The sequence below is a fragment of the Xylanibacter caecicola genome (assembly GCF_013166515.1).
In the GTDB taxonomy this organism is placed as follows: Bacteria; Bacteroidota; Bacteroidia; order Bacteroidales; family Bacteroidaceae; genus Prevotella; species Prevotella caecicola.
In genome coordinates, this window is record NZ_JABKKJ010000003.1 from 44,428 (window position 1) to 68,236 (window position 23,809).

General features: G+C 46.5%; 17 protein-coding genes, 1 tRNA gene and 1 pseudogene. 17 read left to right on the forward strand and 2 right to left on the reverse strand.

The window, feature by feature from the left end:
- Positions 1 to 326 precede the first annotated feature (326 nt).
- The 9 genes and pseudogenes from HPS54_RS02960 to HPS54_RS12875 form a co-directional block, all read left to right on the forward strand.
- Positions 327 to 1,763 (forward strand): BamI family beta-barrel-assembly machinery protein, encoded by a 1,437-nt coding sequence (locus HPS54_RS02960; RefSeq protein ID WP_172343989.1) that lies wholly within the window; start codon positions 327 to 329, stop codon positions 1,761 to 1,763.
- Positions 1,764 to 1,788: 25 nt separating this feature from the next.
- On the forward strand, positions 1,789 to 2,466 hold the full coding sequence (gene porG, locus HPS54_RS02965) for a type IX secretion system protein PorG (RefSeq protein ID WP_172343990.1): 678 nt from the start codon (positions 1,789 to 1,791) through the stop codon (positions 2,464 to 2,466).
- Between the two features lie 2 nt (positions 2,467 to 2,468).
- On the forward strand, positions 2,469 to 3,215 hold the full coding sequence (locus tag HPS54_RS02970; RefSeq protein ID WP_253951919.1) for an isoprenyl transferase: 747 nt from the start codon (positions 2,469 to 2,471) through the stop codon (positions 3,213 to 3,215).
- A 22-nt stretch (positions 3,216 to 3,237) separates the two neighbouring features.
- Positions 3,238 to 5,850, forward strand: coding sequence for a BamA/OMP85 family outer membrane protein (locus HPS54_RS02975; protein ID WP_172343991.1), 2,613 nt, complete (start codon positions 3,238 to 3,240; stop codon positions 5,848 to 5,850).
- A 133-nt stretch (positions 5,851 to 5,983) separates the two neighbouring features.
- A complete protein-coding gene (locus tag HPS54_RS02980) occupies positions 5,984 to 6,499 on the forward strand; it encodes an OmpH/Skp family outer membrane protein (RefSeq protein ID WP_172343992.1) in 516 nt (171 codons plus the stop codon).
- Between the two features lie 86 nt (positions 6,500 to 6,585).
- Positions 6,586 to 7,086, forward strand: coding sequence for an OmpH/Skp family outer membrane protein (locus tag HPS54_RS02985; RefSeq protein ID WP_172343993.1), 501 nt, complete (start codon positions 6,586 to 6,588; stop codon positions 7,084 to 7,086).
- A gap of 123 nt (positions 7,087 to 7,209) precedes the next feature.
- On the forward strand, positions 7,210 to 7,710 hold the full coding sequence (locus HPS54_RS02990; RefSeq protein WP_172343994.1) for an OmpH/Skp family outer membrane protein: 501 nt from the start codon (positions 7,210 to 7,212) through the stop codon (positions 7,708 to 7,710).
- 19 nt (positions 7,711 to 7,729) lie between these two features.
- Complete coding sequence (murI, locus tag HPS54_RS02995) at positions 7,730 to 8,566, forward strand: glutamate racemase (protein ID WP_172343995.1); 837 nt, start codon at positions 7,730 to 7,732, stop codon at positions 8,564 to 8,566.
- A gap of 52 nt (positions 8,567 to 8,618) precedes the next feature.
- Positions 8,619 to 8,729, forward strand: a pseudogene (locus tag HPS54_RS12875) (alpha/beta hydrolase); the annotation flags it as partial.
- A 584-nt stretch (positions 8,730 to 9,313) separates the two neighbouring features.
- On the opposite strand, the gene HPS54_RS03000 reads toward HPS54_RS12875, so the two are convergent.
- Positions 9,314 to 9,586: an HU family DNA-binding protein gene (locus HPS54_RS03000; RefSeq protein ID WP_172343996.1), complete on the reverse strand. Its 273-nt coding sequence runs from the start codon at positions 9,584 to 9,586 to the stop codon at positions 9,314 to 9,316.
- 212 nt (positions 9,587 to 9,798) lie between these two features.
- Between HPS54_RS03000 and HPS54_RS03005 the strand changes: the two genes are divergently transcribed.
- The 3 genes from HPS54_RS03005 (at position 9,799) to secDF (ending at position 14,928) form a co-directional block, all read left to right on the forward strand.
- Positions 9,799 to 10,716 (forward strand): rhomboid family intramembrane serine protease, encoded by a 918-nt coding sequence (locus HPS54_RS03005; protein WP_172343997.1) that lies wholly within the window; start codon positions 9,799 to 9,801, stop codon positions 10,714 to 10,716.
- 36 nt (positions 10,717 to 10,752) lie between these two features.
- Positions 10,753 to 11,844 carry an endonuclease/exonuclease/phosphatase family protein gene (locus tag HPS54_RS03010; protein ID WP_172343998.1) on the forward strand — a complete coding sequence of 364 codons (1,092 nt, stop codon included), beginning with the start codon at positions 10,753 to 10,755 and terminating at the stop codon, positions 11,842 to 11,844.
- Between the two features lie 96 nt (positions 11,845 to 11,940).
- The gene (gene secDF / locus HPS54_RS03015) at positions 11,941 to 14,928 is read left to right on the forward strand and encodes a protein translocase subunit SecDF (protein WP_172343999.1); all 2,988 of its coding nucleotides are present in this window, start codon (positions 11,941 to 11,943) and stop codon (positions 14,926 to 14,928) included.
- Between the two features lie 217 nt (positions 14,929 to 15,145).
- Here the strand turns inward: secDF and HPS54_RS03020 are convergent.
- Positions 15,146 to 15,217: transfer RNA gene (locus HPS54_RS03020), tRNA-Arg, on the reverse strand.
- A 269-nt stretch (positions 15,218 to 15,486) separates the two neighbouring features.
- On the opposite strand from HPS54_RS03020, the gene HPS54_RS03025 reads away from it, so the two are divergent.
- From HPS54_RS03025 to HPS54_RS03045, 5 genes are all read left to right on the forward strand, one after another.
- Positions 15,487 to 17,979: a TonB-dependent receptor gene (locus tag HPS54_RS03025; protein WP_172344000.1), complete on the forward strand. Its 2,493-nt coding sequence runs from the start codon at positions 15,487 to 15,489 to the stop codon at positions 17,977 to 17,979.
- A 9-nt stretch (positions 17,980 to 17,988) separates the two neighbouring features.
- Positions 17,989 to 18,963 (forward strand): acyltransferase family protein, encoded by a 975-nt coding sequence (locus tag HPS54_RS03030; RefSeq protein ID WP_172344001.1) that lies wholly within the window; start codon positions 17,989 to 17,991, stop codon positions 18,961 to 18,963.
- Positions 18,964 to 19,447: 484 nt separating this feature from the next.
- Positions 19,448 to 19,789, forward strand: a complete 342-nt coding sequence (locus HPS54_RS03035) for a type II toxin-antitoxin system RelE/ParE family toxin (protein WP_172344002.1) — start codon at positions 19,448 to 19,450, stop codon at positions 19,787 to 19,789.
- Positions 19,761 to 20,066, forward strand: coding sequence for a helix-turn-helix domain-containing protein (locus HPS54_RS03040; protein WP_172344003.1), 306 nt, complete (start codon positions 19,761 to 19,763; stop codon positions 20,064 to 20,066). Before HPS54_RS03035 ends, HPS54_RS03040 begins: the two co-directional genes overlap by 29 nt.
- A 779-nt stretch (positions 20,067 to 20,845) precedes the next feature.
- Entirely contained in the window at positions 20,846 to 23,806 is a 2,961-nt protein-coding gene (locus HPS54_RS03045; protein ID WP_253951922.1) for an immunoglobulin domain-containing protein, read from the forward strand.
- Positions 23,807 to 23,809 lie beyond the last annotated feature (3 nt).

Here is a 23,809-nt window from a genome sequence, read left to right on the forward strand (position 1 = left end):
AGCATTGGTAAACACAAATATCCGTTAAAGTATTCAGGAGGCCGGTATGAGTGATTCATGTCGTCCTCTTTTTTTGTTCCAAAGGTTTCATGTTCTCTTTCGTTGCATCTCTTGCGTGTTTTGTCGGCACGCCCACGCTTGCACGGCAGTCCTGTGTACGCATTGCGCACCGACACCACACGGTGGCACGGACTTTGTATCTCTGCGGCTTTACGTTTAATTAAAAAAGCGTAATTAACTCATGTTTTGTGCAATAAAGTACTGAAAAGACGTTCTTTTTGCAGAATTCTGTTTAAATTTGCAGCTAAAAATAAAATTATCACATAATGAAAAGGATACTCTTACCTTTCGTAATATTGTTTTCGGTAATATTTCTTTGTGCTTCCTGTTTGGACGATGGAAACGAGACCGAGTTTATCTTTGCCGATGATACGGCAATCTCGGCATTCTCTCTCGGAACGCTTAACAGACACACCACAGTCAAGTCGTCTACGGGCGAAGACAGTGCCGTGGTGGTGACGGTGACAGGCAGCAAATATAAATTCTACATAGATCAGGTAAAGCGCGAGATATATAATGCCGACTCATTGCCCGTAGGCACGGACAACAAACATGTGATTTGCGAGATTACGAGCAAGAACTCGGGGGTGATAGTGATAAAGGACATCGACAGCGACACGCTGAGATACTATAACAGCAGCGACTCGATAGACTTTTCGGAACCGCGCGAGATTTCGGTATTCGACATGGCGGGCACGGGCAAGCGCACGTACAAGGTGAGCGTGAACGTGCATAAAGAATATGCGGATACCGTATATTGGAATCTTATGTGCACGGAGCCAAGCCTTGCACGGCTTACGGCGATGAAGGCGGTGGAGAACAACGGCAGGATATTCGTATTCGGAACAGACGGCACAGCCACACATATTTATCACACCGACGCTGCAGACGGGCACTCATGGCGCCAGGCTACGCCCAACTTCAATATGGTTATAGCAGCAGCTGACTACAGTAACGTGGCTGTTAAAGGCGGTATGATATACATGCTCTGCGGCAGTCAGTTGTTGAAATCTGCCGACGCCGACAACTGGGAAAAGGTTTCCGATGTGGCTGGTGTGGCACGCCTTGTAGGCGCAGGCAGCCGCAGGCTTTATGCGCTCGACGGCAACGGTGGCATCGTTTCGTCGGATGACGGAGTGGCGTGGACGGCAGAGACGCTCGACGGCGATGCGCGCATGCTGCCCGACAGGGATATCAACTTTGCCGTGCTGCCACTAAGGACAAACGCACAGACCGAACGCGTGATAATGACCGGCAATCATGCAGATATGCTCGATGCCACAGACACCACTGCTGTGGTATGGAGCAAGGTGGAGGAATATGCTCCGAACTCTGAAAATCATTCGTGGACATACTATGACAACGTGGTTAAGAAAGTTCTGCCGCGCCTCGAAAATCTTGTCATGACATGCTATGACGGTCGTTTGGCGGCGTTCGGCGGCGATGAAATGGACGGCGGAAAGGTCAAGGCTTTTGCACAGATGTACTTCAGTCCGGACAACGGTCTGTCATGGCACAACGACAGCCGCTTCAGCTTTCCAAAAGACTTTGCCGGCAGTAAGTCGTCTTTCGCCTTTGTCGCAGGTTCCGACAACTTCCTCTGGATTATATGCGGAGAAACGGGACAGGTATGGCGCGGAAGACTGAGCCAGCTCGGCTGGGCTAACGACCGGACATCGTTCACAAAAAGTCCGCGTCTGTAGGGCTATATAATATAATAAGGTGTATATGAAGAAACTCCTGCTTATAATTACTGTCATATGTCTTGCTGTCACGGCGCGTGCGCAGGATGACGAGGAGTACAGGCTGGAGCTGGGCGCCGGTGTGGGCATGGTGTCATACCAGGGCGACTTCAACGGCAGTATAGCAAAGAACATGCAGCCGATGACGACACTGCTCGTCAGACGTGTCTTCAACCCATATATGGGGCTGAGGGCAAGTCTGTCGTTTGGAAAACTTAAAGGCTCGTCGGGAGATGTAGAGACATTTTATCCCGAGTTCAATGACAATCCGGTAGAGTTCAGCAACTCGCTGACTGACTTTAGCGTGGCATACGAATACAACTTCTGGCCCTATGGCACCGGTCGTGACTATCGCGGAGCAAAGAGACTCACGCCTTTCGTTTTTCTCGGCATAGGCGGAACGTATGTGAAGAGCGGTGACGAAAGCGTTTTTACAGCAAACTTTCCTATAGGCGCAGGCGTTAAATACAAGATAGGACCGAGGGTTAATCTGGGACTGGAATGGGCTATGCACTTCTCGCTGAGCGACAAGCTCGACGGCGTGGAAGACCCATATATGATAAAGAGTGCCGGACTGTTTAAGAACACCGACTGCTATTCGGCTCTTCAGCTTACTATCACGTACAGCCTGATGCCAAAGTGCAGGACATGTAATAAAGACTGAAAATGACAGGACAAGACATAAGTATAGACATGAAGCGGGTGCCGCGCCACATCGCCATAATAATGGACGGCAACGGTCGTTGGGCGGCGGAACGCGGCAAGGAGCGCAGCTACGGACATCAGGCAGGTGTGGAGTCTGTGCGCCGCATCACATCAGAGTGTACGCGCCTCGGCGTGGAATATCTCACACTGTACACCTTCTCGACGGAAAACTGGAAACGCCCTGCCGACGAGGTGGCTGCACTTATGGGACTGGTTCTGTCGTCGCTCGAAGACGAGATATTCATGAAGAACAACGTGCGCTTTCGCGTAATAGGCGACATCGCACGCCTGCCGCAGGCAGTGCAGGACAAGCTCAATGAGACGATGGAGCACACAAGCGGCAACACCGCCATGACAATGGTGGTGGCTCTGAGTTATTCTTCGAAATGGGAAATAACGCATGCCGTGCGCGAAATAGCCGCCGGCGTGGCGGAAGGTACTATCGACCGCAACGACATAGACGACGAGATGATATCCGCACACATGCAGACATCGTTCATGCCCGACCCTGATCTGCTGATACGTACAGGCGGGGAAGTGCGCATAAGCAACTATCTTTTGTGGCAGATAGCCTACTCCGAACTGTATTTCTGCGACACTTTCTGGCCCGACTTCGATGAAAAGGCGCTGCGCGAAGCCATAGCGTGCTATCAGAAACGGCAGAGACGCTTCGGCAAAACGGAGGCGCAGGTGGAAAACAACGAATAGAACAAGACAACAAACAAAGAAGATGAACAAGATATTAGGACGAATACTGCTGTTTGCGGCATTATCGACAAGCATTGGCGCAGTGGCGCAGGAGAAGATAGTAAACCCTGACATATCGTATGCCGGAATACCGAGAACATGCAAAATCGGCGGCATCGCCGTTTCGGGTGTCAGCGGATACGAGGACTATATGCTCACCGGTATATCCGGACTTGTCATAGGACAGGAAGTGTCGGTGCCGGGACAGGAGATCACCGATGCCGTGAAGCGTTATTGGAGGCACGGTTTGTTCTCGAAAGTGCAGATTGCTGCCGACTCGATAGTGGGAGACAAGGTCTATCTTCATTTCTATCTGGCTGTTCGTCCGCGTGTTTCTACGATTAACTATATCGGTTTGAAGAAAACGGAAAAGGAAGATATGGAGGCTAAACTGGGATTGCTCAAGGGCAGTCAGATTACACCGAACATGATCGACCGTGCTAAAATTCTTGCAAAGAACTATTTTGACGACAAGGGCTTCAAGAACGCTGATATCTCCATAATACAGCGTGACGACGTTGCAAACAAAGATCATGTAATACTCGACGTTATCATCGACAAGAAGGAAAAGATGAAAGTGCGCAGCATCATTATCGAAGGCAACGAACAATTGGCTGACAACAAAATTAAAGGAGGGCTGTTCCGAAAAGGCGCTTTCGCAAAAATACACGAGGCGGGAAAGTTGTCTTCGTTCCTGAAAGCAAAGAAGTTCACCCCCGAAAGATACAAGACGGACAAACAGAACCTTATCGACAAGTATAACGAGCTTGGCTACCGCGACGCTACAATCATTGAGGACAGCGTGTGGAACGTGGACGATAAGCATGTGAACGTGTACGTAAAAGTGGACGAGGGAAAGAAATATTACATCCGAAACATCAACTGGGTTGGTAATACCATCTACTCCACAGACTATCTGAACAGCGTGCTCGGCATGAAGAAAGGCGATGTCTACAATCAGAAACTCATGAACAAGCGCCTCTCGGAAGACGACGATGCCGTGGGAAACAACTACTGGAACAACGGTTATCTGTTCTATAACCTGCAGCCGACGGAGGTGAATATCGTTGGCGACTCTATCGACTTGGAGATGCGTATAATGGAGGGACAGCAGGCGCATATCAGTCGCGTGCGCATCAACGGCAACGACCGACTGTATGAAAACGTCATCCGCCGCGAGCTGAGAACAAAACCGGGCGATCTCTTCTCGAAAGAGGCACTGCAGCGTTCGGCACGTGAAATGGCATCGATGGGACACTTCGATGCGGAACAGATAAACCCGGACGTGAAGCCGAATTACGAAGACGGTACAGTAGATATTAACTGGGATCTTGTACAGAAGTCTAACGACCAGGTGGAATTCTCGCTCGGTTGGGGACAGACTGGAGTCATCGGGCGTGTCGGTCTGAAGCTGAACAATTTCTCCATGCGCAATCTTTTCAACAAGAATAAGGAGCACAGAGGTATTCTTCCGGTGGGCGACGGCGAGGTTCTGTCGGTGGGTGCGCAGACAAACGGTACCTACTATCAATCGTACAACGCCTCTTATTCCACCAGTTGGTTCGGCGGCAAGCGCCCGATACAGTTCAGTGTGGGTGCCTACTATTCAAAGCAGACCGACGTATCGAGCAACTATTACAACAGCGGATACATGAACAACTACTATAATTACTTGTATGGTTACGGCAATAGCAATAACTGGTACGAGAATTATTACGACCCCGACAAGTACGTTCAGCTGCTCGGCGTATCCGTGGGATGGGGAAAACGCCTGCGATGGCCCGACGATTACTTTCAGCTTTCGGTGGAATTGGCTTATCAGCGATACATGTTGAAGAACTGGCAGTACTTCCTCGTGACCAACGGAAACTGCAACAACCTTAATCTCGGCATAACTCTCTCGCGTGTGTCTACGGACAACCAACTGTTCCCGCGACGCGGTTCGGAGTTCTCAGCTTCCGTCACTGTAACTCCACCATGGTCTAAATTCCAGAAAAAAGACTATGCCAACCTTGCCGTAGACCGCAACTCGCCGACATATACGGACGAGCAACAGGAGAAATATCGCTGGATTGAGTATCACAAATGGAAATTCAAGGCAAAGACATATACGGCTCTTACAAGCGGACAGAAATGCTTTGTGCTGATGACACGTGTGGAAATGGGACTGCTCGGGTCGTATAACAAGCACAAAAAGTCGCCTTTCGAGACATACTACATGGGTGGCGACGGCATGAGCGGATATTCGTCGGGATATGCCGAGGAGACTATAGGACTGCGTGGATATGAAAACGGCTCGCTGACTCCTTACGGATATGAGGGCTATGCATACGATCGCTTCACGCTTGAGCTACGTTATCCGTTCCTGCTTGGTAACACCACGATATACGGACTGACATTCGCCGAAGCCGGAAACGCATGGAACGAGACGAAGAAGTTCAATCCGTTCGACATGAAGCGCTCTGCCGGAATAGGCGTGCGCATATTCCTTCCCATGGTTGGACTTATGGGTATAGACTGGGCTTACGGCTTTGACAAGGTGTTTGGACAGAAGAGCGGCAGCCAGTTCCACTTCATACTGGGACAAGAGTTTTAGTTAATTTATAATTGATAATTTATAATTAATAATTATTGGGGGGCTTTGATGCCATATAGATCTTATGGGACTTATAGGTCTTATATGTCTTATAGAAAATTAAAAAGAGAAAAATAAAAACAAAGGAGGTAACATGAAAAAGAAAATAATGACAATGTTTGTCATGGCTCTCATGGCTGTGACGGCAAATGCACAGAAGTTCGCATTGGTGGATATGGAGTATATCCTGAAAAACGTTCCTGCCTATGAGCGTGCCAACGAACAGCTTTCTCAGGTAGCCAAGAAATGGCAGGCAGAGGTGGAGGCTATCAATACGGTGGCACAGACACTCTACAAGAACTACCAGAACGAGGTGGTGTTTCTCTCGCAGGAGCAGAAGAAACAGCGCCAGGAGGCTATAATGGAGAAAGAAAAGGAAGCCAGTGAACTGAAAAAGAAGTATTTCGGTCCGGAAGGCGAGCTTTTCAAGAAGCGCACCAGTCTTATGACACCGATACAGAAGGAGATTTACAACGCCGTAAAGGACATCGCCGACATGCGCGGATATTCTCTTGTGATAGACAGGGCGTCGGATACCGGCATTGTCTTCGGCTCGCCCAAGATAGACATAAGCAACGAGGTGCTGCGCAAACTGGGATATTCCAACTGACGACACAACCTCGGCAATGGCGACAACTGTTGTCACGGCGGTATTGAAATAGAACTTGAATAATTAATAATAAAAACAAAAAGGAAATGAAAAAACTTATTTTAATGCTGATGCTTTGCGTTCCTATGGCAATGTCGGCACAGAAGTTCGGACATGTAGACGCACAGTCGGTAATGCAAAACCTACCTGAATTCATGAAGGTAAGAGGCGAGCTTGAAGCTCAGGCAAAACAGTATGACAACGACCTGAAGCTGATGCAGGACGAAATCCAGAAGAAAGTTGACAACTACGAGAAGTCAAAGAGCACGATGAACGCCACAAAACAGCAGGAAGAAGAGAAGACTATACAGGATTTGCTTCAGAAGTTCCAGCAGGCACAGCAAGACAACCAGCAGGCTTTCCAGAAGGCACAACAGGAGAAGATGCAGCCTATAATGACGAAAGTGATGACTGCCATAAAGAACGTAGGCAAAGCCGGTGGCTATGTATACATCATGGACAACGCCAGCGGCATACCCTATATCAGCGACACACTGAGCAAGGATGTTACTGCCGATGTCAAGGCGGAGATTGCAAAGATGAAATAAAACGGTACGGAGCATGGCGTGCCGTCGGGAACAAGCGGCGGCATATATGTTCTTGTCGTACATCGCGGCACGCCATGCCCTATCCGTATTAGAACCATGTCATCATTTATATTTAACACCGATATGAAAAAAACGATACTCTTTATCATGGCTCTTGTGTTGCCGGTGGTTGCCGGAGCACAGGTCAGATTTGCATATTTCAGTTACGGCGAAGTGTTCGGTTCCATGCCCGAACATGCCATAGTACAGGAAAATATGAAGAAGCTGGCGTCGCAGTATGAGGCTGAGACAAAGCGTGCCGAAGAGGAGTTTAATGTTAAATATGAAGAGTTTCTTGAAGGTCAGCGCAACTTTGCACCTGCCATACTCAACAAACGTCAGGCAGAGCTGCAAGAGATAATGGAGAAGAACATTACCTTCAAGGAAGAGGCTCGCCGTTTGCTCAAGCAGGCGGAAGCCGACATGAATATGCCGCTGAAATCAAAACTGAGCGCCGTGCTCAAGCGTATAGGCATGGAAAGAGGATATGCTTTTATCCTTAACACCGACAATGATGCCTGCCCCTACATAGATCCGGCGCAGGGAACGGACATCACGGCAGAGCTGAAAGAACTGCTGAAATAAAAAAGAAAGGTTCGCGTATATGGCATTGTCCGGTACTCCCGGTCCCATAGGGGTGTTCGACTCCGGTTACGGCGGTCTGACCATACTCCACGGAATGAGGCAGTTGCTGCCCCAATACGACTATATGTATCTCGGCGACAATGCCCGTACACCTTACGGCACACGCTCGTTCGACGTCGTCTATATGTTTACGCGCCAGGCGGTGATGAAACTTTTCGACATGGGTTGCCAATTGGTAATCCTCGGATGCAACACCGCATCGGCAAAGGCACTGCGCTCCATACAGCAGAACGATCTACCCCGGATAGACCCAAACCGCCGTGTTCTCGGAATAATACGCCCCACAGCAGAAATCATAGGGCTGCTTACACGAAAGCGCCATGTGGGTATTCTTGCTACCGAAGGTACCATAAAGAGCGAAAGCTACAATCTTGAAATATCCAAACTCTATCCCGATATAAAAGTGTCGGGCGTCGCTTGCCCTTTTTGGGTGCCGCTCGTGGAATACAACGAGGCAGATAGTCCGGGAGCCGACTATTTCGTAAAAAAACGTATAGACCAACTGATGAATCTCGACCCTGACATCGATGCCATAATATTGGGCTGTACCCACTATCCGCTGCTTATGCCGAAGATAAAGAAGTACGTGCCCGAGGGGGTACGCATTGTGCCCCAGGGAGAATATGTGGCGAATAGCCTTGCCGACTATCTGACACGCCATCCGGAAATGGAGCGGCGCTGTTCCAAAGGCGGCACCTGCCGTTATCTGACGACAGAGAACACCGAACGTTTCAAGGAATCGGCGCAGATGTTCCTTCATGAGTCGGTAGACGTAGAGAACGTTGTACTGGGATAACGTCCAAACAACTAACACTTTTTTTGAAGAAACTTATCCCGAACTCGCGTAACTGATGATTATTCCGGGTGCAAGTCATACGGACCTTTATGACAATTCTACCGTCATTCCGTTCGACAAATTGGAAGCATTCTTTAACAAGCATCTTCAAATAAACGTTTAAAAACGAAGTTCGATATTACATCGAACTTCACGTAAAGTAGCGGGCTGCTACTGTTTCAGTGCAAAGATAATGCTTCCGGCATGTCCGTTGGCGGGAATTGGCAGCTATTGTCAGGATTTGGCATTATTTGGCAGAAATTAATAAAGAAACGGATCTATATATGAACATCTTGCCGTGCACTTTTGACACTTGTGAAACTGCGCCACTTAAGGCTGTAAACTGCGCCACTTCACGTCGTAAAGTGCGTAGGTTTACGGTGTGATGTTACGCACTTTCTCATTCCGGACACTGCTCTTTATTGCACACTTTGGTGTAATCAAAAGTAACGCACAATATAACAACAACTTACAGTTGCACGCGCATTTTCGCGATTATTTACACACAAAAGAAATTTATTTTGAAATATCGCAAATACAGGAGGTGCGGTTTTATTAAAATGTAAGCATGAAACAAGCTTCCTGAGCAATATGTTTTACCCTCCCTAACTCGTGTATCGTTCTGATTTACAACGAGATACAATCCTGTAAAAAAGGCATGCCCTTGACGGACATGCCCCGATAGATCTACTACTCTCAGATATAGAATCAGTTCAACGCATCTGCCAACTCGGCACCTGCCTTGAACTTAGCCACTTTCTTGGCGGCAATCTGTATCTTCTGCTTTGTAAGCGGATTGATGCCTTCGCGAGCGGGACGCTCGTTTACACTGAATGTACCGAAACCAACCAATGCTATCTTATCGCCGGCAACGAGAGCTTCTTTTACTGCTGCAAGTGTAGCATCAAGAGCCTTCTTAGAATCAGCCTTACTCAAACCTGAACCGGCTGCGATCTTCTCAATAAGTTCTGTCTTGTTCATAATCTTTTAGTTATTAATTATTAATATGTTAGGAAATATAATCCGTTAATTGTTTCGCAAATATAATTGAAACCTTTTATAAACCAAACAAAAAAGGCGAAAAAGTGAGTAATTTATTGAAAAAAACCGCGTAACAGCGTGTTTTTATGCCTTATAACGGATATTTTTAGTATTTTTGCCGTCTGTAAAACATAAACATAAAGATTTACTACATGCGCAATATCCCTGTCATAACAAAGAATCTTCTGATTATTAATGTGTTGATGTTTGCCGCCACTTTCGTGTTCGGAAGGGTGGGAGTAGACCTCAAAGACATACTGGGACTTCATTTTCTGCTGGCATCCGATTTTCATCTTTACCAGTTGTTCACATATTTGTTCATGCACGCCGGTCTGGAACATATATTCTTCAACATGTTCGCTCTTTGGATGTTCGGGTGTGTGGTGGAAAATGTGTGGGGTCCGAAGAGATTCCTGTTCTATTACCTGGCATGCGGTGTAGGAGCCGGACTGATACAGGAACTTACACAACTCGGTTCGTTTTATATAATGATGAGCGACCAGGTGCCGTCGTTCGGGGTAGCAGACCTCATCGAAGCAGGCAGAGTGAACTCCGTTGCTCTCAACTCATGGACCACCGTGGGGGCATCAGGCTCGGTATACGGCATACTGCTTGCTTTCGGCATGATATTCCCCGAAGAGCGCATTTTCATATTTCCGCTTCCGATACCGATAAAGGCAAAATGGTTCGTGATGTTTTATGCAGCGATTGAACTGTTCTTCGCGCTCGGCACAAAAGGCGACAACGTGGCACATTTCGCCCACCTCGGCGGCATGCTCTTCGGATATATCATGATAAGATACTGGCGCGGCAACGGTGGCAACGGCAATTTCGGGCGCAACCGTGGGCATCAGTTCTTCGACAGAATGAGAAACTCGTGGGAGAAGCACTCCCACCGCAAGGCAGACGACATGTATGGTAACCGCAGAGAGAGCGACCACGAGTATAACGCCAGGAAGAGAAAGGAACAGGAGGAGACGGACCGCATTCTCGACAAGATACGCCGCAGCGGATACGACAGCCTGACGAAGGAAGAGAAACAGAAACTTTTTGAAAACGGCAGGAAATGACAACAGTCGTTATGCACGAAATCTTTTCTTGAAGTAATGTTCAGACAACTGAAAAGGCTGACGATACAGCTTATGTCGGGTGCCAACATTGCCACGGTGGCGGTGATGGCACTGGTAGGAATGAGCGACAGACTCAGTCCGGCAGACCACCCGTTGCTGTCTGTCGTGGGGTTGACGTTCCCGTTTTTCATAATATGTAATTTTGCCTTTCTCGTTTTCTGGCTAATGTTCTATAAGAGGGGCACGCTCATTCCCTTAATCGGATTTATACTGTGTTATTTCCCCATACGCACATATTCGCCGCTCAACATCACGGGCGACACGCCCGAGGGCGCGGTGAAGGTCATGTCGTATAATGTTGCCAACTATGGCTCGCCCGACATCATGGTCGACAGCCTTAACCCCATATTCCGCTACATACGCGATAGCGGTGCGGACATAGTCTGTATACAGGAAGGGACAATGTCCGAACCGCTTGTCACATATACCGGCGATGCCTATCCGTATCGCGATTCGGTATTGAAAGCCCCTTCGGGCACGTCGCTCGTGCTGCTGAGCAAACACCCGATAGTGGGCAAGGAGCAGATAGAATATTCCTCTAAAAGCAATGCCAGTGCGGCGTTCAAAGTCGTAATGGACGGCGACACTGTGATTATAATCAACAACCATTTCGAGTCTACGGGGCTGTCGCTTGAAGAACGTGCCGAGTTCAGGAATATAGTAAAAGGCAATGCCGGAAACGACACCATAAAGGAAGAGTCGAAAAAACTGATAACCAAGCTCGGTGACGCCAACCGCAGGAGGGCGCCGCAGGCAGAAGCCGTGGCGGAATATGTGCGCCGGCATAAGGGCAAAAGCATTATATTGTGCGGCGACTTCAACGACAACCCGATATCATATACCCGTCGTATACTTGCCGACGAGCTTACCGACTGTTACGTGGCGACTGCCAACGGACCGGGTATATCATACAATCACAACGCCATTTTCGTAAGGATAGACAACATAATGTGTTCCGGGCAGTGGCAACCCTACAACTTCAAAGTAGACAGAAGCATAGACGCGTCAGACCACTATCCCATATACGGCTGGCTGGAAAAAGCTTCGAAACAAGCAAAAAAACAGTAATAAAGCAACTTAAATATTCCAAAGTTTAAAAAAAAATAATTATCTTTGCACGCTATATATCAAATTACGAATACAATAATTTAATAATAACAAAAAATGCAAAACAAAGGAATTGTAATTGTAACAGCCGCCTTATTGACTCTTGCAAGCATCTTCTATTTGTCTTTCTCCTTTGCCACCGCCTACTATGACAAGCAGGCTGCCGGCATAAAGGACTCCATTGCACAGCAGGATTACAAAGACTCGGTGAAATATCTGGGCGTGTACTCTTATCAGAAGTGTCTGGAAACACAGATAGGCTTGGGACTGGATCTTAAGGGAGGTATGAACGTGATTCTCGAAATCTCCGTTCCGGACGTTATCGAGACACTGGCAGATCACAAGACAGATGCTGCCTTCGTTAAATCAATGGAACAGGCAAAGAAGGAAGAAGAGAAAAGCCAAAGCGACTTTATCTCTCTCTTCATCAAGTATTATCAGCAGAATGCGCCCGGACACCGCCTGGCGGAAATCTTTGCCACACAGCAGCTGAAAGGCAAGGTTACGACACAGAGCAGCGACAGCGAGGTGGAGAAGGCACTGCGTGCAGAGGTTCAGTCGGCTATAGACAACTCTTACAATGTTGTGCGCAACCGTATCGACAAGTTCGGCGTTGTTCAGCCCAATATCCAGAAACTGGAAGGTCAGGACGGACGTATTATGGTAGAAATGCCCGGTATACGCGAGCCGGAGCGCATACGTAAGTTGCTCCAGAGCAGCGCAAACCTCGAGTTCTGGGAGACATTCAACAGCGAGGAGGTTGTGCCTTATCTGCGTCAGATAGACCAGCGCCTTGCAGGCGTTGAGACAGAAGACTCGACTGCAACTGCCGATACGACCGCAAACAAGGTGGCAGAAGCAGCACCCGCCGATATGAAATTGAAGATAAACAAGGGTGCTTCGTCTGCTGCGGAAAAGGCTGCAGCCAACGAAAGCTCACAGTTGGCACAGGCAAAGAAACAAAATCCGTTGCTTGCCATGCTTCAGGTTGTTCCGCAAGGCTCGCTCAGTATCGTCGGATATGCAAGCGTGCGCGATACAGCCGAAATAAACAAGATTATCTATTCGGAGACGGCAAAGCAGATATTGCCTTCAGACGTGAAACTGTTGTGGGGTGCAAAGCCCGCCGACGGCATATCGGCAAAGAACGTGTTCGAACTCTATGCGCTCAAGGTGACACAGAGCAACGGTCGCGCTCCGCTTGAGGGCGATGTGGTGACAAGTGCCAAGGACGAGTTCGACCAGATGACGGGACGTCCCAGCGTAAGCATGTCCATGAACTCTGACGGAGCACGCCGCTGGGCAGCTCTGACAAAGGCAAACGTCGGCAAGGCCATCGCCATTGTGCTTGACGATGTGGTATACAGCGCTCCACGCGTTAACGGAGAAATCTCGGGAGGAAACTCGACGATATCCGGTAACTTTACAATCGAAGACACCAAGGACCTTGCAAACACCCTTATCTCCGGTCGTATGCCGGCACCTGCACGTATCGTACAGGCAGACGTGGTTGGTCCTACATTGGGTGCACAGTCGATACAGCAGGGTATAATGTCGTTCATCGTGGCATTTATCATCCTTATGATATACATGGTGGTGATGTACGACCTGATACCCGGTATGATAGCCAACTGCGCTCTGCTCATCAACCTGTTCTTCACGCTCGGCATTCTGACATCGTTCCAGGCTGCACTGACAATGCCCGGTATCGCCGGTATGGTGCTGTCGCTCGGTATGGCGGTGGATGCAAACGTGCTGATATACGAGCGCACCAAGGAAGAACTGCGTAAGGGACTTGGCGTAAAGCAGGCTCTCTCACTGGGATACAGCAACGCTTTCTCGGCAATCTTCGACTCTAACCTTACGTCTATCATCACGGGTGTAATCCTGTACGTATTCGGTACCGGTCCTATCCGTGGCTTCGCAACGACGCTTATCATCGGTATATGCTGCTCGTTCTTCTCTGCAGTGTTCCTTACACGCCTTGTTTACGAAAACCGCATGAAGAAAGACAAGTGGCTGAACCTGAACTTTACAACACGCGTATCGCGTAATCTGCTTCAGAATACAAAGATACAGTTCATGGGAATGCGTCGTCGCACATTCACTATAGCAGGCGTAATAGCAGTTCTGTTCATTGCATGTCTCTTTACAAAGGGTCTGAGTCGCAGTATCGACTTTACCGGAGGACGCAACTATATCATAAAACTTGAAAAACCGGTAGAGCCCGAGCAGGTGACCGCGGCTTTGCAGAAGTCGTTCGGCGACAGCCATGTTACAGCTCTTGCAATAGGTACCGACGGAAAGACAATACGTATCTCCACCAACTACAAGATAGAGTCCAACGACCCGAACATCGACGATGAGGTAGAGAACATCCTTTTCACATCGTTGTCAAAGGCAAATCTTGTAACACAGAAGAGTGTCGACGCATTCAAAAATCCCGATGTGCGTGCAGGCGGTTCCATTATCAGTTCTGCCAAGGTTGGTCCTTCTGTGGCAAAGGATATCACTCACGGCGCTATCATAAGCGTTATATTGGCTCTCGTTGCCATATTCCTCTACATCCTCGTCCGCTTCCATAACGTAGCGTTCTCGTTGGGTTCTGTAGTGGCTCTGGCTCTCGACACGCTGGTTGTGCTCGGTATTTACTCGGCACTGTGGGGAATAGTTCCTTTCTCGCTCGAGATAGATCAGACTTTCATCGGTGCCATCCTGACGGTTATCGGTTACTCTATAAACGACAAGGTGGTTGTGTTCGACCGTATACGCGAGAACCTCGGACTGTACAAGAAACGTGAACTTAGCGAGACGTTCAACAACTCTCTGAACGAGACATTGGCACGTACCATAAACACTTCACTGTCTACGTTGCTGGTATTGCTCTGCATCTTCTTCCTCGGAGGTGACAGCATCCGCAGCTTCTCGTTTGCAATGATTATCGGTGTTGTGGCAGGTACACTGTCGTCAATATTTGTTGCAGCTCCTGTGGCATACATCACGCTCGGCAAGAAAGCCGGCAATAAGACTGCTGCTGCGGCATAAACAGAGTATCATAAGGCTATATATAAAAAGATGTGGAACCGGTTACGGTTCCACATCTTTTTATATTGACAATCGATAGCGAGTGTTTGCTTTTGCTGTTTTATCAAGTGCATGACCTATAGATTCTATCGTATCAATAGATTTTTATAGGTTCTATAGTTTTCTATAGTTCCTCTAATTCTTCATTTTTAATTCTTAATTCTTAATTAAAAAGAAGTGGTCTCACCGAGAATCGAACTCGGATCTAATCTTTAGGAGAGACTTGTTCTATCCATTGAACTATGAGACCCCACTCTTTGTTGCGTCCGTATGCTATACGGGCAAATGCCGTTGCAAAGATAAAAAACTTTTGTTGATGAAGTATATCAACGGCATTTACGCATGCAAAGGTAAGAATTTTATTTCTATTTTCATATATACAAGCATGTTATTTCTTGGCTGTTAGAATAAAACCTGTTAACTTTGCACCTCCTTAAAAAGGACTTCCGGCATGGTAATGTGCTGAAATTGCATGTAATTGATTAAACTTTCACATTATTTGTCTGTCACAATATAGTTATGAGTAGATTATTATTGTTGTTCAGCCTGTTCATATTGGGCACGGCATGCGCATTTTCGCAAGGAACGGTTAAGGGTAACGTGTTGGATAAGAGGGTAGACGAAGCACTCCAGTTTGTAAATGTAGCCGTGTCGCGGCAGGGAGACACCAAGACGCTGAAAGGCGGTATTACCGATGAGAGAGGCGCTTTCAGGGTCTCGGGGCTTGAAAACGGAAGTTACACCCTCACCCTGTCGTTTATGGGATACAAGACTTTGAAACGCAATTTCACCATCTCCGATGAAAAGAAAATGGTGAGCTACGGTCGTTTGTATATGTCGGAAGACACACGGATGCTTAACGAAGTTACCGTAACCGGGCAGCGGTCGTCGATGAAACTGGAAGTAGACCGCAAGTCGTTCGACGTGTCGCAGCAGATAATAAATGTCGGCGGAGCCGCGGCAGACGTGCTTGAGAACATCCCGTCTGTAGAGGTAGACAACGACGGTAATATCTCCCTGCGCGGCAACACCAGTGTGGAGGTGTGGATAAACGGCAAGTCGAGCGGTCTTACAACCGACAATCGTGCTGAAATATTGCAGCAGTTGCCGGCGGAAAGCATCGAGCGCATCGAGGTGATAGACAATCCGTCTGCCAAGTTCAGCGCCGAAGGCAGTGCCGGAATAATAAACATCGTGCTGAAAAAAGACCGCAAGGCGGGCTACTACGGCTCGCTGCAGGCAGGCGGTAACACCAACGGCGGAGCAAACACAAGCGGTAACATCAACTACAACAGTTCGTTGTTCGATGCCTATCTCAACATCGGATACCGTCACAGAGTGCACAAGGGCAACACTTCAAGCTATCAGGAATCGTTCGCCAACAACCAGTATCAGTATTATAACAGCGACTCCGAACACCGTGGCAACAACCTTTTCTCGCGCGCCGGCATCACATGGCACGCAACGAAAAAGGACGATTTCTCGCTTAGCGGTATGATGATGAAGGGCGGACACAACGACGGATATTCCTACCCATATCACTACGGAGCGATAGGAAGTGCCACGGACAGCCATATAATGACGCGTCATAACACGGGCGACTCAGACATGCGCATGCTCTACGGGGAATTTAACTACAGGCATAACTTTACGGATACTCACTTCATCGACTTCGTTGCCGACTATCACAGTTGGAACATGGACAACGATCAACTGTATCAGGACAGCACGGAATATATTGACATGCCCGACCGCGGGCGCGAGTACAGTTATCAGCACCGCCCCATGTACATGCGCAACAAGCGCTGGGAGGTGAAGATAGACTATGAAAATCCCATAACGGAGAACATAAAGCTGCAGGCGGGATATCAGGGAAACTTCAGTCACGAGAACTCTCCGCAGGAGTCGTATGTCGACGATACGTGGGAGGGAACAAACAGCACGGAAGACAAGGAATACTTCAACCGCTTCATATACGACATGGATCTGCATGCCCTTTACGCAACGACAACGCTCAACTTCGGCAAGTTCGGCATTATGGCAGGTCTGCGCGGAGAATACTGGAAGGTAAACACCGAGAGCTATACGTGGGAACAGGAACACGATGCCACGAAACGCGAACCGGCGTTCAAGAAGGACTATTTCCAGCTCTTCCCCAGCGTATTCATGTCATATCAGCTTACGGAGACACAGCAGTTGCAGCTCAACTATACACGCCGTCTGCGCCGTCCGTGGGGCGGACAGCTCAACAGTTTCAGAAACACCCGCGACGCCTCGATAGTGTCGTATGGCAATCCCGAGCTTACGCCGGAATACAGCCACTCGTTCTCACTCAACTATCTAAAGACATGGACGGAACACTCTCTGATGCTTAGTGCATACTATCGTCCCACCACGGACGTGATACAGCGCATCAACTATCAGGGCGCCACGGACGGCATTATGTACCAGACAAATATGAATGTGGCGCGGAGCCTGAGCACAGGACTTGAAATGGTATTGAAAAACAAACTGTTCCGCATTCTCGACCTCACGACAACCGCCAATGCCTACTACTACAAGCTGAACGGTTTCAGCTACGACATCGACGGACAGACGGTAACGGGTGAGGGCAACAGCAACTTCACATGGAACGCACGCATGCAGGCAAGCATCATACTGCCGTATGACATATCCATACAGGCAACGGGGCGTTACCGCTCGCGTCAGGTCATCACACAGGGATACCGCAAGGCAAACTACGGACTCGACCTTGGTCTGCGCAAGTCGTTCTTCAGCAAGGCTCTGACCCTCTCGGTTAACTGCCGCGACGTGTTCAATAGCCGTAAGTGGGAGACATTCACGTCTAACGAGACATTCTCGCGTCATCAGATAAACAAGCGTCACAGCCGCAACGTGAACTTCACGCTGACATACAACTTCGGCAACATGCGTGCAAAGCGCCCGAAGATGAACCACGACGAGAATAACATGCAGGACAGCCAGATTAACTACAACGGCGACGAGCAGTAAGAACAAACCATGACGGAACAGCATAACGCAGCCACGGCACCCGGCGATTCCCGCCGGCGTATCGTCGAGATAGATTTTATTAAAGCAATCATGATACTCCTCATGATTGCTTTCCACATTGTCTTTATCGGCGACACGTACCCTTATGCCAAGAAGATAGTGTACACTTTTCATATGCCTGCGTTTCTTATTATTTCCGGATATATGCTTAATACCGGCAGAAGCGTGCGCAGCTATCTTCTCACCCTGCTGTGGATATTCATACCATACACCGTCATGGAGAGCGGATACACGTTCATGGCGTCACTCCTTCCCATACGCGAGCACGTGGACAATCTCACTGTGGGACTTCTTGTCGAGAAGATTTTGCTGCATCCGCTGGGACCATACTGGTATCTGCACACACTGATGCTCTGCGGACTTATATGTTTCTTTGTGTTCCGTTTGCCACGTATTACGCTTCTTCCCCGTCTTGTCATCCTCGCGCTGTGCTATGCCTTTCTGTCACGCTGCCTGCATGTTGTGTCCCTGCCGTGCGCGTTTTATTTCATGGCAGGCGTTGTTCTGCGCCACAGCGGCACGCCTTTTCTCTCGTTCTTCCGTCCGTCGTTGCTTTCCGCCGTTCCGTTTGTCCTTATCGCCTGTATGCCTGCGTGTCTCGACAAGAGCACTCCCGGTGGCATTGCCATGGTATATCTTGCCATGAGCCTTTGCCTTGTGCTGTTCGGATATTGTCGCGGCACCGTGCTTCGCCTTATGCTCTTCATCGGCAGGAACACGCTTGTGCTGCTTCTTTTCTCTCCCGTTTTCACCGTGCTTGCCAAGATTTATCAGCCCGTTCTCCTGCGCGTGGAACCCACGGGAATGCTTTTCCTTGCCGTCTCGTTGGCATTTGCCGTAGCAGGATGTTTCTTCATTGCCGCAATAATGGACCGGCTCGGCATATCAAAGTGCTTTTTTGGAAAAGAGCAAAATTTGAAATGAAGAATGAAGAAGCAACGCTCGGCAATCGAAAATAAAGCTAATTGGTTTTCTCCGCGCGAGTAGTGATATATTTTTCACTTCGTTCAACAACACGTCTTGTATTTGTCCGCACGCCTCATGGAGGCGTTCGTTGTTACTTTCACGCGGATAAAAAATATTGAAAACTTTTACTGTTGATATTAAGCCTCTTCGATGCGTGCGGACATTTACAATAAAAAGTCCCTACATAAGGTGGATATAAAGATGAGGGTGTGTCACAATTCAATTTTTGTTGTAAGGATGTTCTCCGGAACATCCGAAGCCGCATGGCGTTATCACTTAAGTGTGACATTCACCGGCATGTATATGGTAATTGTCTTGGTGTTTCGGATGTTCCAAGGAACATCCCTACGCGCAGTACATAAATTCGCTTATCTCATTATAAATTATCAATTATATACTATCGTTTGTTGTTATATATGTAAACTTTTATTATCTTTGCATTATGAAGCGTAAGATAATAACATATGGAGGTTATTTTGAGGCATTCATCGAAACGCTTTCTGAAAAAGAACTGCGTAAACTTGATTACATCATCTCACTGTTGGAAATAGAAGACAGACTGCCTGCCAAATTTATAAGATTCATACGTGACGGATTGTATGAGTTACGTATGGAATACGGAGGAAATATTTACCGTGTGTTCTTTATCTTCGATGACGGGAAAATTGTCGTATTGTTCAACGGTTTTCATAAGAAAACACAAAAGACACCGTCAGTAGAAATTGAAAAGGCATTAAAAATAAAGGAAGCATATTATGGAGACAAACAATCATCAAATAAATGATTACAGTGCCGTTCTTGAGCGCAAATATGGAAAAAAAGGTACAAGTGAGCGTGCTCGGTTTGACGAAGAGGCATATACTTTTTATACGAGTCAGGTTCTTGTTGAAGCAAGAAAAGAAGCGAAAATGACCCAAAGCGAACTTGCCGAGAAAGTAGGTACGAACAAGTCTTACATATCAAAGATTGAGAATGGGCTTATCGAACCCGGTGTAGGATTGTTCCTGCGCATTATTAACGCACTTGGACTTAAATTTGATATTGTCAAGCCTGTAATGTAATCTTATATCCTTCAGACGGCACTTTTTTCACTTCGTTCAACAACACGTCTTGTAAATGCCCGGCATATAGCCATTGATTTTCAGACTGTTTAGGCGGACATTTACAAGACGTGTTGTTGAACGAAGTGAAAAAAATATCCATACATGCAACAAATATTGAATTATGAACACCCTCGGAGGGTGGTTTGTTTAATTCGTTAAATTAACGTTAAATAGCAGGCAACCGACACAATCAATCATTTCCCATTATCTGTCAAACTTATTTCTTCCGTAATCGTTTTCGTTATTTTATGTAAAAAAGAACATTACTTTTTGACATAAAAGTTGAAAAAGATGTACATTTACAATCAAGAACTACGTATAACATGTGATTATTTCGTAAAAACAACTAAAATATATATAACAATAATACCATTAAAAAAGACAAACACTAAAGTTAATTGTACCTAAAACTGAAACAGTCGAGACTTTGTCGCGTATAAAAAGGCAGGGCATGGTGCGGGGCGAGTAAAACCCCGCACCTTAAACACTACTAACAAAATACACCTCACTCTACTTGCAAAAGCAATGATGGTATATTAAAACCGCAAGTATACGGCAACAGAAAAGATACAATATCAAGTCTGCGGACAACATGAAGTATAACAAGTAATAAAATAAACAACTAAAATCCTTTTAAAATGAAAACTTTTTACTTAGGTTCACCCTGCATAAAGGGTGAGAAACAGAGAAATCACAGAGGACAGAAGCGATTTCTTACATTATTATTAATGTGTCTGATGACTGTTGTGGGTTGGGCACAATCAGTTACTTTTGATTTTGTGGTAAATGATAAAAAAGATAGATTTGATACTAAAACAATTGATGGTATCACTGTATTATTCTCTGAAAGCCAAGGAGATAATGGCTATCATGTACTAGAAACAGGAACACTTAAAATTACAAGTGAAAATAAAAGTATTACAGGTGTTGAGATATTTATAGGTAGGAGTAGTTATAGTTCTATAGGAAGTTTTAATTCTTCAACAAAACAACTGACGGCAGGTAAAGTAATTTTGGAAGCAACTAATTTTACATCTAATGATATTACAGTTACAGCGAATGGGAAGGTTCAAATTACTAAAATTATTGTTTATAGCAATACTACACCTATACCTGTCACAGAATGCAAAATATCTCTATCAGAAACAAATGTGGGTGTAAATAAAGACTTTACATTGACCGCTGTGGCAAATGGAAATCCTACTCCTACATATCAATGGTATGAGAATGATACCGAGATACCTGATGAGACAAATTCTTCTTATACAACAAGCAAGTCTTCAACAGGAACATATACTTATTATTGTATAGCTAAAAATAATACAGGAGAAGAAAATGACAATGTTGTAAAATCAGAAACTGCAACCGTTATTGTTGTCAAGAACGACATAACCCTTTCTTCCAGCGATATGAATATGTCAATAGGCGATGCAACAAAACCTATTGAGGTGACAGCTAAAGACGGTGAGGAGGTTATTAATGGTCTTGCATATACTTATGAAAGTGATAATACGGGTGTTGCCACAGTAGATGAAAGCGGTAATGTCACACCGGTGGCTGTAGGTGAAGCTACAATCACGGTGAGCTTTGCCGGAAATGAAACGTACAATGGCGCAACGACAACATTACGGGTTGCTGTTACGGCTGCACCGGTAGTTGCAGAGCCGATATTCATTTTAAAGGAAGTGAAGGAAGATGCCGGAAGTGAGGCAGAGGTAGATATTGATATCGATGCCTTAAAAGATAAGGCATACGAAGGTGAAAGGTTGCGTTTATATTTCAAATTGCCGGAGGGACTGGTAGATGCAACTAACTGTGTGGTAAGATATACAATGGTTAATGATGAGAATAATTCAGGAACCTCAACGCCTACTACTGAATATAAAGGCGGATATATATTGCTGACGTCTACAACTTTTGTCACTGCTGTTGTTTATAATACGAAGACAAAAAAAGAAGTCGGTGAACGTATTACCAAGACTATACGTTTTAATTTCACCCTTATAAATGACCTAAAGGAAGGAGTACAGCTTAATGGCGGTGACCAGCGTATTATTGCAACAGAGGATGGTAGCCGTAAATATGTCATAGCGACGTACGGAAGTAAAGGAGAGGCAAATGTTTGGGAGAAGACATCTGTTGACGGGACGATGGGCAGTTCTGAAATATCAGGCTTTAAATACGTGGCGAGAGGACAACAGGATGCTAAGGGTGAATCAAAGAAACAGTTTGACGGAAGCACACAGTATGTCCCGTATACAGAAGTCACGAATGGATATTATACAGAAGCGTCTACAGACAACGGAACATTCAAGATTCCTGTATCCGGTGCTTATATCAAGTTTGAGCCTAAGATGGGCGGTACCATCAATGTTATCTTGAGACAGAACGGTATCATTGCTAATGCAGATAATCCCAATCATGCGGTTATGAGGACACGCCCGATTTATGTTTGTGATGAAGAAGGTAGGGTTGTCGAGAACGTGAGGGCATTTATTAATGCCAACAGCGATATGAACGTTGAGATATTCAAGTTTGGTGCTACAGATAATTCTTTTACAGAGGATACCGGTGAAAACCCTCAGACTGTAGAACAATCGGAAAGGAATTTCAAACTGTATCGTAATCTGGTATATAGGGCAGGTCACATGGATTGCACGCTTAGTGACGACGGTTTAACTTTGACGGATGCCAGTGGCAATACCGTAAGTGATGATGACACTAAGGCATATTGGAGAGGTGATGCTAAAACAGAGGTTGACCACAACATTCTTTATAAAGACGGCAACGGCTGGATAACCCTTTCTAAGGCATACGTGAGATATTCTTTCGATGTTAAGCCGGGAAAGACATACTTCATCATGGGGCATGTTACAAAGGTTGGTGCCTGCGGATATTCGTTCAAGAGACTTATCAAGGATGATACAAAGTGGGCAGAAATTGTAAACAATAGGAATATTACAATTAATGAAGACGGAACCGGTGAGGAACTTGTAGAAGGACTTCCTGCTTCGATTGAAGCTCACAAAACAGGTATATCCGGATGCAACGTAACGCTTAATCGAACATTCGATGCAGGCGTATGGACCTCTCTTGTCCTACCATTCAGCGTAAGCCCGTCCACTCTGGAAGATGCTTTCGGACAAGGCACACAGATTCTTCACTTCGGCAAGGTGGATGGTTCCAAACTGAACCTTGTAAAGCATTTCCATCAGATGATAGTAGCAGGTACACCTGTGCTGATAAAACCCGTTAGTAAAAAAGAGAATCCTAAGTTTGAGAATATAACATATACGGGTTATGTGCCAATCAAGGAGATGACAGGCGGTAACTGGAAGATTACCGGTTCTTATATTCCGAAGGACATGCCTGCAAACAGTTATTATATTGGCTACAAGGCAGACGGCACAGGTAACAACATATACTTGTCTACAAAAGTCAGGAGGATGAACGGAACACGTGCATGGTTTGAATATATAGGAGAAGGTACTTTCTCCAAACTTACAGGTTTGAGCATTAACGGTGTTGAAGACGGAACGACTACGGACATTGGTTCTATTCTCACGGATGCAGAAAATGCAAATGTCATGAATGGCAACGTATATAACCTGAACGGGCAGATTGTAAGCCGTAACGGCATAGAGGGTCTGGCAAAGGGTATATATGTAACGAACGGGAAGAAAATCATTGTTAAGTAATCA

What these genes read in the sequence shown, in the direction of transcription:
- HPS54_RS03030 (WP_172344001.1), top strand. Translation starts at nt 17,989, where the DNA reads ATGACGGAACAGCATAACGCAGCCACGGCACCCGGCGATTCCCGCCGG.
- HPS54_RS03035 (WP_172344002.1), top strand. Translation starts at nt 19,448, where the DNA reads ATGAAGCGTAAGATAATAACATATGGAGGTTATTTTGAGGCATTCATC.
- porG (WP_172343990.1), top strand. Translation starts at nt 1,789, where the DNA reads ATGAAGAAACTCCTGCTTATAATTACTGTCATATGTCTTGCTGTCACG.
- HPS54_RS02980 (WP_172343992.1), top strand. Translation starts at nt 5,984, where the DNA reads ATGAAAAAGAAAATAATGACAATGTTTGTCATGGCTCTCATGGCTGTG.
- HPS54_RS03040 (WP_172344003.1), top strand. Translation starts at nt 19,761, where the DNA reads ATGGAGACAAACAATCATCAAATAAATGATTACAGTGCCGTTCTTGAG.
- HPS54_RS02975 (WP_172343991.1), top strand. Translation starts at nt 3,238, where the DNA reads ATGAACAAGATATTAGGACGAATACTGCTGTTTGCGGCATTATCGACA.
- HPS54_RS02990 (WP_172343994.1), top strand. Translation starts at nt 7,210, where the DNA reads ATGAAAAAAACGATACTCTTTATCATGGCTCTTGTGTTGCCGGTGGTT.
- HPS54_RS02970 (WP_253951919.1), top strand. Translation starts at nt 2,469, where the DNA reads ATGACAGGACAAGACATAAGTATAGACATGAAGCGGGTGCCGCGCCAC.
- HPS54_RS03005 (WP_172343997.1), top strand. Translation starts at nt 9,799, where the DNA reads ATGCGCAATATCCCTGTCATAACAAAGAATCTTCTGATTATTAATGTG.
- HPS54_RS03025 (WP_172344000.1), top strand. Translation starts at nt 15,487, where the DNA reads ATGAGTAGATTATTATTGTTGTTCAGCCTGTTCATATTGGGCACGGCA.
- HPS54_RS02960 (WP_172343989.1), top strand. Translation starts at nt 327, where the DNA reads ATGAAAAGGATACTCTTACCTTTCGTAATATTGTTTTCGGTAATATTT.
- HPS54_RS03010 (WP_172343998.1), top strand. Translation starts at nt 10,753, where the DNA reads ATGTTCAGACAACTGAAAAGGCTGACGATACAGCTTATGTCGGGTGCC.
- murI (WP_172343995.1), top strand. Translation starts at nt 7,730, where the DNA reads ATGGCATTGTCCGGTACTCCCGGTCCCATAGGGGTGTTCGACTCCGGT.
- HPS54_RS03045 (WP_253951922.1), top strand. Translation starts at nt 20,846, where the DNA reads ATGACTGTTGTGGGTTGGGCACAATCAGTTACTTTTGATTTTGTGGTA.
- HPS54_RS03000 (WP_172343996.1), bottom strand. Translation starts at nt 9,586, where the DNA reads ATGAACAAGACAGAACTTATTGAGAAGATCGCAGCCGGTTCAGGTTTG.
- secDF (WP_172343999.1), top strand. Translation starts at nt 11,941, where the DNA reads ATGCAAAACAAAGGAATTGTAATTGTAACAGCCGCCTTATTGACTCTT.
- HPS54_RS02985 (WP_172343993.1), top strand. Translation starts at nt 6,586, where the DNA reads ATGAAAAAACTTATTTTAATGCTGATGCTTTGCGTTCCTATGGCAATG.